General features: G+C 41.0%; 13 protein-coding genes. 11 read left to right on the top strand and 2 right to left on the bottom strand.

Annotated elements, in window-relative coordinates; genetic code table 11:
* Positions 1-17: 17 nt before the first annotated feature.
* The 10 genes from G476_RS0112790 (at position 18) to G476_RS0112740 (ending at position 9,631) form a co-directional block, all read left to right on the top strand.
* A complete protein-coding gene (locus G476_RS0112790; protein WP_026690452.1) occupies positions 18-656 on the top strand; it encodes a pyridoxamine 5'-phosphate oxidase family protein in 639 nt (212 codons plus the stop codon).
* A gap of 187 nt (positions 657-843) precedes the next feature.
* Complete coding sequence (locus G476_RS0112785) at positions 844-2,271, top strand: aldehyde dehydrogenase family protein (protein WP_026690451.1); 1,428 nt, start codon at positions 844-846, stop codon at positions 2,269-2,271.
* A 749-nt stretch (positions 2,272-3,020) separates the two neighbouring features.
* Positions 3,021-3,233, top strand: a complete 213-nt coding sequence (locus G476_RS0112780; protein WP_026690450.1) for a hypothetical protein — start codon at positions 3,021-3,023, stop codon at positions 3,231-3,233.
* 540 nt (positions 3,234-3,773) lie between these two features.
* Positions 3,774-4,259, top strand: a complete 486-nt coding sequence (locus G476_RS0112770; RefSeq protein WP_026690448.1) for a tetratricopeptide repeat protein — start codon at positions 3,774-3,776, stop codon at positions 4,257-4,259.
* Positions 4,260-4,404: 145 nt separating this feature from the next.
* Positions 4,405-4,905 carry a hypothetical protein gene (locus tag G476_RS0112765; protein WP_026690447.1) on the top strand — a complete coding sequence of 167 codons (501 nt, stop codon included), beginning with the start codon at positions 4,405-4,407 and terminating at the stop codon, positions 4,903-4,905.
* A 76-nt stretch (positions 4,906-4,981) separates the two neighbouring features.
* Positions 4,982-5,353 (top strand): iron chaperone, encoded by a 372-nt coding sequence (locus G476_RS0112760; RefSeq protein ID WP_026690446.1) that lies wholly within the window; start codon positions 4,982-4,984, stop codon positions 5,351-5,353.
* A gap of 296 nt (positions 5,354-5,649) precedes the next feature.
* The gene (locus tag G476_RS0112755; RefSeq protein WP_026690445.1) at positions 5,650-6,348 is read left to right on the top strand and encodes a response regulator transcription factor; all 699 of its coding nucleotides are present in this window, start codon (positions 5,650-5,652) and stop codon (positions 6,346-6,348) included.
* On the top strand, positions 6,345-7,727 hold the full coding sequence (locus G476_RS0112750) for a sensor histidine kinase (RefSeq protein ID WP_026690444.1): 1,383 nt from the start codon (positions 6,345-6,347) through the stop codon (positions 7,725-7,727). Before G476_RS0112755 ends, G476_RS0112750 begins: the two co-directional genes overlap by 4 nt.
* 181 nt (positions 7,728-7,908) lie before the next feature.
* Positions 7,909-9,228, top strand: coding sequence for a hypothetical protein (locus G476_RS0112745; RefSeq protein ID WP_026690443.1), 1,320 nt, complete (start codon positions 7,909-7,911; stop codon positions 9,226-9,228).
* 73 nt (positions 9,229-9,301) lie between these two features.
* A complete protein-coding gene (locus tag G476_RS0112740) occupies positions 9,302-9,631 on the top strand; it encodes a four-helix bundle copper-binding protein (protein ID WP_026690442.1) in 330 nt (109 codons plus the stop codon).
* Between the two features lie 251 nt (positions 9,632-9,882).
* On the opposite strand, the gene copZ is transcribed toward G476_RS0112740, so the two are convergent.
* Positions 9,883-10,128 carry a copper chaperone CopZ gene (copZ, locus tag G476_RS21950; protein WP_051314789.1) on the bottom strand — a complete coding sequence of 82 codons (246 nt, stop codon included), beginning with the start codon at positions 10,126-10,128 and terminating at the stop codon, positions 9,883-9,885.
* A gap of 102 nt (positions 10,129-10,230) precedes the next feature.
* Entirely contained in the window at positions 10,231-10,605 is a 375-nt protein-coding gene (locus G476_RS21945) for a (2Fe-2S) ferredoxin domain-containing protein (protein ID WP_084405731.1), read from the bottom strand.
* 254 nt (positions 10,606-10,859) lie between these two features.
* Here G476_RS21945 and ilvD point away from each other — a divergent pair, with 254 nt between their 5' ends.
* Positions 10,860-12,551, top strand: coding sequence for a dihydroxy-acid dehydratase (gene ilvD, locus G476_RS0112725; RefSeq protein WP_026690441.1), 1,692 nt, complete (start codon positions 10,860-10,862; stop codon positions 12,549-12,551).
* Positions 12,552-12,786 lie beyond the last annotated feature (235 nt).

Below are 12,786 nucleotides of genomic sequence, written 5' to 3'. Positions count from 1 at the left end.
TAGAGGTGGACTGATTTATGACTGAAGATTATTGTTTTAAAAACAAAATTGAAACGGAAGAGCAATTACGCCAATTGATCGGCTTTCCAAGTAAGCTAGTGAATAAGAAAGTCATTTCTTATCTTGACCGAAATTGTCTGGAGTTTATTTCTCATTCACCATTTTTGGTAATGTCAACTTCTGATAAGTATGGATTTTGTGATGTTTCTCCAAGAGGTGATCATGCAGGGTTTGTTCAAGTGATAAATGAAAAGCATTTAATCATACCTGAAAGGCCTGGGAATAAAAGAATAGATTCAATGAGAAATCTATTATCAAATTCGAGAATAGGTCTTCTTTTTTTTATACCAGGATTGGGTGAGACCTTAAGGGTGAATGGAAAAGCGTCAATCGTAACGGATGATGATTTACTTAATAAGATGGCGATCAAAGGGAAGAAGCCCCTTTTGGGTATTGGGGTAGAGGTTGAAGAGTGTTTCATTCATTGTGCAAAAGCCTTTATTCGTTCTGGACTTTGGGATCCTGGCTCTTGGACTGAGAAAGGATTATTACCGTCTGCATCCAAAATGCTATTTGAACATGCGAATCTTCCAAATACAAGTGTCGATTCGATTCAAGATCGTCTCAATGAAAGTTATTCTAAGAGGCTTTATTGATCGCCGCGGTGCCTGTCACTCCTTGAATGGTGTCGAAATCTTGGGTCAAAATCATTTTTTTTTGAGTGGAGTGGAAAGTCCTATCCATTCGACAAATACTGGGTAGTGACAGGCACTTTTTTGTTTAGATTTCTCCATGTCGGGAATAGCCGTGCTGTATAAGAACATTAAAAAGGAGACATGTCCCATGCGAAATCAGCTTAATCATTATATTAACGGTGAATGGGTCGAGTCGACCGGTTCTGAAACAATTGACGTGATTAACCCGGCAACAGAGGAAGTGATGGGCACAATCAGCTCAGGCACGGAGGAAGATTTGGACAAAGCAGTTAAGGCGGCACGTAGCGTGTTTCCTTCTTTTTCACAATCAACAAAAGAACAGCGAATAGAATGGCTTGAAAAGATAGCCAATGGATACGAAGCAAGAAAAGAAGAGCTAATCGAAGTGATGACCGACGAGCTCGGAGCACCGCTTTCCATTTCAGAGGAAATCCACTATGAAATGGGCATTGGTCACTTCAAGCAGGCGATCGACTCTCTTGAGGACTTTTCGTTCACGGAGGATCGTGGCGGTCATACGCTTATGAAAGAATCGATTGGCGTGAGCGGCTTGATTACGCCGTGGAACTTTCCTACAAACCAAACGGCGACGAAAATTGCCAGTGCTATAGCTGCGGGAAGCCCGGTTGTGTTAAAGCCGGCCTCAAAAACCCCATTTGCAGCCATGATCTTGGCAGAAATTATTGATGAAGCGGGCCTTCCTAAAGGAGCATTCAACTTGGTAAATGGCTCTGGCTCCGTGATCGGAAACGGTATTAGCTCTCACCCAGACATCGACTTCGTTTCCTTTACCGGCTCCGGTGAAGTTGGTGAGACGATCATGAAGAATGCTGCAAAAACGATCAAGAAAGTGGCACTGGAACTTGGAGGCAAGTCACCTGTGATTGTTTTAGACGATGCGGACGTTGAGACGGCAGTAAAAACAGCCCTCTCCAATATCATGACCAACACTGGACAAGTATGTTCGGCTGGAACGAGAGTGTTTATCCCACAATCTATGAAAGAAGACTTTGAAAAAGCGATCGTGGATCTATTACCGACATTCCCTGTAGGCGATCCTCGTAAGGAAGGAATTGCAACAGGTCCTCTTGTGTCAAAAGAACAGTGGGACACGGTGCAATCGTATATTGAAAAAGGTGAAAAAGAAGCGAAGCTCCTTGTAGGTGGAACTGGGAAACCAGAGGGACTTGAAACGGGATACTATGCTCGTCCGACGGTTTTCACCGATGTTTCCAATGATTCTGTCATTGCCCAGGAGGAAATCTTCGGTCCAGTATCAACGATCATTACGTATGAGGACTTGGACGAAGCGATCCGCATGGCCAATGACACGGTTTATGGACTTGCAGGCTACGTGGTAGGAAAAGACTCAGAGACATTGCGCCATGTGGCGTCGAAAATAAGAGCAGGGCGTATTAAAGTGAATGACGGTGACACAGATTTCAACGGCCCGTTTGGCGGATACAAGCAGTCAGGAATTGGCCGGGAGTGGGGCGACTTCGGTATTGAAGAGTATCTTGAAGTGAAGTCGGTTCACGGCATGCCGTCCTCATAAGGAAAACCGTACCAGCATGGAGATGCTGGTACGGTTTTTTATTATGGGGTGAAGGGGGAGTGGACGGGAAAGATTCTACAGGTAATTAGTTTTTTCTACATAAAAGAGGATTAATTCTACTTAACAAGGGTTTAATTCTACAGAAAGCTCCGTTTATTCTACAGAAAATCATCATTTTTCTACGGTGAAGACACAGTGCTCACCCTAGTGGGATAGTGAGTATGTTAAAATTAGGAAAAGGTAATTGTGGAGGAGACCTAGCATTCCTTTATGGGTAAAAGAACATACACACCACTCTATTTAGCTTTCTTATCTGTTACTCCTCCAATTGCAAAACTGGTTTGTTCATCTCTCCAGTATGCTTTCCATAGTAGGGTACTTGAAGAAGATCAAGCCTTTGTTAGTACTTGGTATACTCATTCTCATTGTCTATACCATTTATATATTAATCTCTTTTCTGTGGTCCTTCTCGTTAGGGGGTATTTCACTAATCACTGTGATTGTTCTCACAATAGTGAATATCATTATTATCTTTGATATCACAAATAACCTTAAGACTCATTTACAAACATAAGGGTACTTGAAGTTTTAATCTTTATCATTGGTGCCTGGCACTACCCGAACAATATTGAAACCATAGGTCAGCTTTCTAATGGAGTGAAAAGACCTATCGATTCGACAAAAACCGGGGAGTGACAGGCACCGGTTCTTTCATAAAATCAACTAAACTAAAAGATAGGGTGTTTAATATGCTTTTAACAATTTTGAGTTTTTTACAAGGGTTAGCGTTTATTGGAATAGCGGTATCTTCTTTTTATTTACACAGATACCTTAAAAAAAGAAAAGAAGAAGGAAAAACATTAACTCCAATAGAAAGGTCAATGCTCTCTCTAAGTATAGGATCTTTAATCATTTGGGCTTTTACTTTTATACTAATTCAACTAGATATCATTTTTGCTTAAAATAATATATCTTTGCTCAAAGCTTTAAATGGAATGTAGTTCTGCGTAGGTCGGTTAAAAAAAAGATTCATCACTGTTAGTGAAATCATGATTTTTAAAAAAGGAGAGGTTACTATCTTTAACAGAGCCAAAGCCAAAGAAAAACAAATGAAGAAATGGGAAGAAACAAGGAAACTGGGGATGTGGGGCTATATCTTCTTATATGGAATCTTATTGGGGGCTACTGTGTTTCTTATCACTAGATATGTATTCTACATGTTTCAAAATTACCTGTTTGTATTTTCGGAACACATCATCCCGTCCCTTTTATTTGGTTTGACATTTGGATTATTAAGCTGGATATTAAATGAGAGAAGATATAAAAAAATGAAAATGGATAACCTACATGGTTAAAATGACAAAGGAGTATCCACCACTTCAGCACGCTAGACAAACGTGTACGGTATGACCATAAAAGGTCCATCTGGATGAATGACATGATGTGTACGTAAACGAACAGGGAGGATTGGAAGATAGAAAAAGGCATGGGGGATGAAATAAGTGAAAAATCAAGTAGACAAAGCCCTTGATTTAAGGAAAAGTGGAGATCACAAAGAATCAAACGAATTGATAATGAGATTGGTAGATCAGTATCCAGATGACCCTTTTATTCATTATCAGTGTGCTTGGAGTTTTGACTTATTAGGAGAAGAAGCTAGCGCAGTCCCTTTTTACGAAAAGGCGATTGAGATTGGTTTGTCTCCAACGGATTTGGAAGGGGCATTACTAGGTTTAGGTAGTACATATCGGACATTAGGTGAATATAAAAAATCGGAAAGTACATTTTTAAAAGGGATTAAACGATTTCCTGAAAATAGAGCCATGCAGACTTTTTATTCAATGACCCTATATAACTTGAATGAGCATAGTAAAGCTATGGAGCTATTACTAAAATGTTTAATCGATACGTCGAGAGATCCTGAGATTTTGAGTTATAAAAAAGCAATAGAATTCTATTCCGATAAATTGGACGAAACGTGGAAGTAATTGTGCCCTATACTTCCTGTTTTGCATCATTCATGAAGAAACTAAAAAAAGTTTGATTTTTAACTTTTTTGACCTATCCTAGGCGGCAGACCATCGTACGATTGGTAAATTCGGAGCAAGATAATGTAGAAAGAGAGAGGATCTTATGATAAGAATGGCTCTCGTGTTTGTGGTCATGTCTGTTTCATTTGGGGCAGGAATGTATTATTACTTTTTCTCTGTTCCAATTGCCCTTGTAACCGGTCTTTCTTTTGGGGCTATTATGGCTCTTACACTTGGTACATTTAATATTCTCATGCATAAAAACCTCAGACAGGCAGACGGCAGACTGAAGCAGAGAAGGGAGATTCTAGTGAGTATGCCCTATGAAGATACGTTTTCTTTATGCGAAGAGGCTTTATCTATGCTTGAAGAAACAACACTTACATTTGTAAATGAAGAGGAAGGCGTGATTCGGGGGGAGAAAGAGACGTCGGTCTATTCATTTGGTGAAAAGTTGGAATGTAAGGTTGAAACTGTTTCAGATTTATTAACGAGAGTGTGGATAGAGAGTAAACCGTCTTATCGATTAACGTTGATTGATTATGGTGTCAATTTAAGAAATGTAGAGTCATTTGTTAAATACTTTAAATCGAAAGCAGGATAGGGGTGCAACAGAGCCTACATGAAAATCGGCTGTGCCTGGCCCCACCCAACTATATGAAAGTTTAGGAGGAAGCAACATGGAAAATTTTCCAGATTTTTTGGCGGGAATTGATGACCCCATCCATCGGGAAAGAACGGAAGAGGTACTTTCTTGGATAAAAAATAACTATCCACAATTAGAAACCGAAATAAAATGGAAGCAACCGATGTTTACGGATCACGGGACATTTATTATTGGCTTTAGTGTATCGAAAAAGCACTTAGCTGTCGCCCCTGAAAGTGTGACGATTACTCATGTAGAAGATGAAATTGTGAAAGCTGGGTATGACTACACAAAGGAACTGATCCGCATCCCTTGGAAGGCGCCCGTTGATTATTCCCTGCTTGAGAAGATGATTGAGTTTAACATTAAAGAAAAGGCCAACTGTACTACTTTTTGGCGGAAATAGATCTTAATTTTTGAGCTAAATGATATAGGATAAAAAATGGACTGTACATGTCTTACCATGTACGGTCCATTTCGTCTGTTTTGTATAGCTAGATCGGAATTTCACGGTACCTAGCATTATCCGAAGGTGTTAAAACAAACCATGGGTTGCCCCATCTTCATTGAGTGGAATGGAAAGACCTATCGATTCGACAAATACCGGGGAGTGACAGGCACCGATTTCTTCAATCTTTCTTCAAACTTTCGCGTTAAAATAGAAAAGTGGAATGGTAACTACGGAGGTAAAGAGGTGGAAACATGCAGAGAATCCTAATTGTTGATGACGAGGTTAAAATGCAAGAGCTTCTTATATTTTGTCTCCAATCAAATGAGTTCGAAATAGACAAGGCTTCTTCTGGTGAGGAAGCTATTCAAATGTTAAACCTTTCTTCATATGATCTCGTTTTATTAGATATCTTAATGTCTGGGTTGAGCGGATTCGACGTTTTGAACAAGCTGCAAGCGAAACATGATGAGACACCTGTTATTCTTTTATCAGCACTGGGTGAAACAGAACAGGTTGTAAAAGGGTTGAATTCGGGGGCTTATGATTACATTGTAAAACCATTTGAACCATTAGAGCTAAAAGCTCGTATCCATTCAGTACTAAGAAGAACGTCTAGTTTGGCAATGAACAAACACGAGATCAAGAAAGCTGGCCTCGTTTTAAATGAAGCTGATATGTGTGTGCTTTATCAAAATCAAGAGGTACCACTTACACGAAAGGAATACCGCCTGTTCGCACGGCTTTTTACGCACCCTGGCCGTGTGTATACAAGAGAACAACTTCTCTATTTGGAATGGGATCATATTGATGAAAGAGATTATCGAAATGTTGACGCTCACGTTAAAAACATTCGGGAGAAATTGAAAGCGGCAGGGTTAGAGGATAAAGTCATTGAAACAGTATGGGGAATTGGTTATCGAACGCCAGCTGATATCGGTGATCTTTCATGAAGCTTTCAACAAAGCTTGCGTCATTATTGCTACTTGCAACGACAGGTATGATCGTAATTATGGGGATCTCCTATTACTTCATCTCTAAAGATTTTTACCAAAATCAGTTAGAGAGAGAAGTGACAGAGAGGCTTAAAGCACACAGAGAAGCTTTTGAGTTTGATTCGAGTGATTCAACGTTGGAACACATCATTTTAATGGAACAAAGAAATAGTGAGAATTCCTTTATTATTTTTAATGAAGACTTATCCGTATATAGCATCTCCAATTCCATGTCCAGCGAGAAGCTAAACACTTATAAACAATGGATAAATGATATGGGATATACAAGCCACGGGGATGCAGGTCATGTAGAAACAATGGAGCAGCATATCCCTCACATTTGGGCTTTTGAGCCATTAACTTCAGATGGGGAGATTACAGGCTTTTTATTTCTAGATCAAGATACAGGGGAGTTTGATACGATAAAAAACAGCCTGGTCACCCTGATTACATTAATGAGCATTGCAGCTCTTTGCTTCTCAGGTGCAATGGTTATCTATTACACCAAAAAAATAACTTCGCCACTTGTGAAGCTACAGGAAACAACAAAGCAAATTGCCCAGGGAAATTTCGATATTCACTTTAAGAGAAAAGAACGAGATGAATTATCTTACTTAATCGAAGATATTGCCTCTATGGCCTCTCAGTTAAAACAATACCGGGACACAAAGCAGTCTTTCCTGTCCAATGTATCCCATGATCTTCGTACACCACTAACCTATATTAAAGCCTATTCAGCTATTTTAAAGGAGACAAAGGATAGTCAGGTTAAAGAACAATCGCTGATTATTTATAAGGAAGCACAACGTATGGAAAGGCTGGTAGAGGGTCTCTTTCATTTGATGAAACTTGAGGAAAATAATAAATCCTTTTCCTATCAGGAAACAATTCTGTCTGAGTTTATTTCAGATGTGACGAGTAAAATCGAATTACCGATTAAAGAAAATGGATTGACGTTAAAGATAGACCATTATAAGGAACAGTTACATGTAGAACTCGATGTTGATCAAATGGAGCGAGCCTTTCTTAATTTAATCGAGAATGCGATCAGGCACACTCCAAGTGGAGGCACGATTTCCATCACTGTAGAAGATATGGGAGAAGAAGTGAAGGTAACGGTTGCTGATAATGGTGAAGGTATTCGTGCAGAAGAACTGTCGGCCATTTGGGATCGGTTTTATCGTGTGGATAAAGCGAGAAACTCAAAAAATGGAGGCAGTGGTCTTGGTTTGCCGATAACCAGACAAATCATTGAACAACATAAAGGTTCAATAGATGTGAAAAGTAGGGTAAATGAAGGGACAACTTTTACCATCTATTTAAAGAAGAAGATCTAGAGTTTCAGGTTAACGACCTGAAACTTTTTCTTTATTAAAAGGCAAAATGGATGTTCTTCATACTTTCTTTAAATTTATAGGGTAAGGTGTAGATGCGGTCTAATTGGTGTGTGGGTAGGGTGTCTTTAATAAGATTCAGGATTTAAAAAAGGTAGCGTTGTTAATTTTAGGAGGATTACTCATGAAAAAAAGGTATACTCTCAGTGTTTTAATGGTAACTACAGGATTACTTGTTGCAGCTTGTGCTCCTCAAAATGATGATCACGGTGACATGGATCATGACGATATGGACGAGCACATGGAAGAGGAAATGGATCATGACGATATGGGTCATGGTGAAGGGGAAGATGAACATGGCGATCACGACATGGATTCTGAGGATGAAAATGGGGGAAGTGCACACGATGCCTCTCCCCCGGAAAATATGAATGAGGAATCTACGCTCGGCTTACAGGTTGAAAATACGAAGAATGTCACGAGACTTAGTGAAGATGACCCGGTTATCTTTTCTGTAATGGCATCTCAAACCATTTGGCCAGCTACTCATGAAGAAAATCAGCCAGGCACAGTTATTCTTGCACCGTTAGACGACTGGCAGGTTTCATTAGCTTCCTTAACATTGGTACACCACCCTAACGATGGGCCTGTTCTTTACTATGATGGCACAATTTCAGATGAGGTTATACAGGAAATCGAACGCCTCCAACCAAAAGGCAATTCGGAGGGGACGGAAGTGATGGTAATGGGGGATATGGCTGATGATGAGCTGGATAAGTTAGAATCCTACCAGACCGAACATTTGGATGCTGAAGATCCGGCTTCCTTTGCTGCACTTATCGACGACCATTACGCAGAGCTTGTAGGAAGTCTTCCGGATTCTGTTATTATCGGTTCTTCAGAAGAAGATGCAAAGCTGATGACAATGGTTGCAGGGGATTGGATTTCCCATATGGATGAACCTCTCTTGTATGTTGATTCAGGTTCTATCCCTGAAGCAACCGTTGAAGCTTTGGAAAAGCGGGATCATGCTGTTATTTATATTGTGGGAAGTGAGGAAGTCGTTTCTTCTTCGGTCGAAGAAGAACTTGAATCCTTTGGTGAGGTAAACCGCATTGATGGTGAAAATGCTGTAGAGCTGTCAATTGCGTTTGCTTCTTATCATGATGATGATACTAACTTTGGCTGGGGAATTACAGAACCTGGACATGGTCTGACCTTTTCTTCCACTTCAACTCCAGAGTTAGCCATACCGGGGAGTCCCCTAGCTCACTTAGGAAAACATGCACCTATGATTTGGCTTGAAGATGGAGAAATGACAGATCCTGTTTATGAGTACCTGGCGCAAATGAAGCCGACATTTGAAGATGATCCAACAGAAGGGCCATATAATCATGGTTATGTATTTGGAAGTACTGACGCGATTGCGTTTTCAGTACAAGGCATCATTGATGAAAGAATGGAGATTGTTTCAGCTTCAGGCGATGGCCACGGTGACCACTAGGATCTAAACGTTTAAATACCTTTTAAAAGGAAATAGTAGTAACGAGCACCGAACCTTTTAAGGAGGAATAAAAATGGCTCATGAACAGTACCGTTCATTAATTGAAACCTTGCATGAATGTATGGAAGCCTGTAATCATTGTTTTGATTCGTGTCTGAAAGAGGATCATGTGGCGATGATGGCAGAGTGCATCCGGCTAGACAGAGAATGCGCAGACATCTGTGGCTACTTGGAGCAGGCACTGGGAAGAGGAACACCATTTGCTAAAGAACTGGCTGAAGTTTGTGCGCAAATATGCGAAGCATGCGGGAACGAATGTAAAAAGCATGATCATGATCATTGTCAACATTGTGCAGAAGCCTGTTTTAAATGCGCTGAGGAATGCAGACAGTTAGCAGCATAGAAAAACCATTCAATAGGTATGTTAATTCGGGCTTAATTTTACTAAATTTATAAAAACCTGATTCCATCGTTTAGGTGGAATCAGGTTTTTCGTGTTCTTTCAATATTTAGATGGCATCCAGTAGAATTTAGGGAGATCGTTCTGTTCGTTCCATTGGTAAGAATAGTTATGAGAAAATACTTCAGAGGGGTATTTATGTTAGTAGAAATCTCAGTCTCATTCTGCAATTAAATAACGAAAAAATTTGTTATTTAATTGCAGCCGCAACTTGATGAGCTGCTTTCTAATTCTCCAGTAACATCATAGCCTTGTTCTTCTATTACTTCTTTAACTTTCACCAATGAAACCTTTTGAGCATTGTACTCAACATCAACTTTCTCATCTTGTAAATAAACGTTAACAGATTGTACTCCTTCAAGTGCGCCTACACTTTCTTGTATAGATTTCACACAATGTGCGCAAGACATGCCTTTAACCAATAATGAGTTTTGTTCCAAATTAAGTCCTCCTCGATTCATTCTTTGTGGCTTACTAGTAGAATACTATACCCCTGTATGGTATTACAACTAGTATAGTTGATTTGCTTTTTGTTGTTTCTTCTAATCGTTATATCTAGGTTTATGATAAGGACGAAAACAGTCATTCTCATACGTATGGGATAAGTGGGGGATATACATTTCATTAGCAGCCAAGGCGTGGACAAGTGACTTTCCGGTTTCTGGCGTCATCCGTGTAAACCACTGTCCACTTGGATAATGAATGACAACGGGGGCTTCTTTACACATGCCGTTACATAATGTGCGAGTGGTGTGCACTGTAGAGGTCAACTTTTCGACTTCAATGCATGTTCTAATCGCGTTTGTTACATGATCCGCTCCACCTCTCATGCAGCTTTTACCATTACAAATCAGTAGATGTGATTGTATTCCTTCTAACTTCAATATGTGCCTCCTTAAAAAATAAATGGTTAAAATACTATACGCTTGTATTGTATAAAAAATAATAAAAATAGATCACAACATGTGACTTGAACATTATATCACTTTCTTTATAACTGCCATCCGTTTTTATGATCTTCTAGCCGTTTGAAACTGTAGGAAAGGTGTCCTCATAAAAAAATAACTACGAATTTTTAAATAATATAGAAAAATTATTTTATTTCTGTATAATGTGGAGATAATTCATCTAAAACTTTCATTCAGCACAGTAAGAGAGAGGAGTTTGACTAATGGCAGACAAAGATCTAAGAATACGCAGTAAAGACATCAGTGAAGGCGATAATCGCGCCCCGAACCGGGCGATGCTAAGAGCAGTAGGATTCAAAGACGAGGACTTTAAAAAGCCGATGATCGGCGTTGCCAGTACGTGGAGTGAGGTAACCCCTTGTAACGTACACATCGACAAACTCGCGATTGAAGCAAAACGAGGAGCCCGTGATGGCGGTGGCGCACCGATGATTTTTAACACGATCACGGTAGCGGACGGGATTTCCATGGGACATGAAGGGATGCGATATTCCCTTCCGAGCAGAGAAGTCATTGCCGATTCCATCGAAACCGTAACCGGAGCAGAGCGGTTGGACGGGCTTGTTGCGATCGGTGGGTGTGATAAAAACATGCCAGGGTGTATGATTGCTCTCGGTCGTTTGAATTTGCCAGCTGTATTCGTATATGGAGGAACCATATCACCAGGGAAATCAAAAGACGATAAAGATATAGACATCGTGTCCGTTTTTGAAGCGGTCGGAAAGCATAACGCAGGTTCAATGGATAAAGACGGCCTGCATGACATTGAGTGTCACGCGTGTCCAGGCGCCGGTTCGTGCGGTGGGATGTACACAGCAAACACAATGGCATCGGCTATTGAAGCACTCGGGATGAGCTTGCCGGGTAGTGCATCCAATCCAGCTGAAACAGATAACAAGCACGGTGATTGCTACCGCGCAGGAGAGGCGGTTGTTGAGCTTCTTCGTAAAGAAATCTACCCACGCGATATCATGACAAAAGAGGCCTTTGAGAATGCCATCACAGTAGTCATGGCCCTTGGTGGATCGACGAACGCCTTCCTTCACCTGTTGGCGATGGCTCATTCAGTAGATGTGGACTTATCGTATGACGATTTCGAACGCATTCGCGAACGAGTGCCGCACATTGCAGATTTGAAGCCGAGCGGAAAATACGTCATGGAACACCTTCACCAAGTAGGTGGGGTATCAGCTGTTATGAAGCTGCTTCATGAAGCGGGTCTATTAAATGGGGACTGCCTAACAGTAACCGGAAAAACATTGGCCGAGAACTTGGCAGATGTACCTCCACTTCACGAAGGGCAAGAAATCATTCGTCCCGTAAGCGAGCCGTTTAAAGAAAGCGGTCCGTTGTATGTGTTAAAAGGAAACCTTGCACCAGCTGGAGCCGTTGCAAAGATGAGCGGACTGAAAGTGAGCAAATTAACCGGTCCGGCCCGCGTCTTTGATTCGGAAAAAGAAGCAACGAAAGCGGTCTTGGCAAATGAAATTAACGCAGGAGACGTGCTCGTGATTCGATACGCGGGACCAAAAGGTGGTCCTGGGATGAGTGAGATGCTCTCCATCTCCGCGATCATCGTTGGTAAGGGACTTGGAGAAAAAGTCGGCTTGTTAACCGACGGACGATTCTCTGGTGGAACTCACGGACTTGTTGTCGGTCACGTAGCCCCTGAAGCACAAGTGGGAGGACCAATCGCCTTGTTAAAAGAAGGGGATATGGTAACCATTGACAGTGATGCGCAACAGTTGAACGTGGATGTGAGTGACGAGGAATTGCTTGCTCGTCTTGCCGATTGGCAGGCCCCACCACTTCGCTATACTCGCGGCGTGTTGAACAAGTATGCAAGACTCGTGTCGTGCGCGTCAAAAGGTGCGGTCACGGATTTAGAAGAATAGAAGGACTTAGACGAGCGTCTCTAGTGAGGCGCTCGTTTTTCGTAATGATAGAGAGATCAAAAAAGCTAGTAGTAGAATAATAATTATAATGCTCACCAGTTCACAAACCAGACACCAATCGTTCACAGCTTGTTCACCTTTGTGATGTTCATCACAAACTTTCTCGGGGTATACTATAAGTGAAAGGAAATAGTGATCACAAACAATCCTTTAGTAAGTTGCACTTCTATTTAAC

Origin of the sequence: Alteribacter aurantiacus DSM 18675 (assembly GCF_000429705.1) — a bacterium.
GTDB lineage: Bacteria > Bacillota > Bacilli > Bacillales > Salisediminibacteriaceae > Alteribacter > Alteribacter aurantiacus.
Note: the sequence above shows the minus strand (reverse complement) of the source record. Positions and strands in the feature narration are given on the sequence as shown.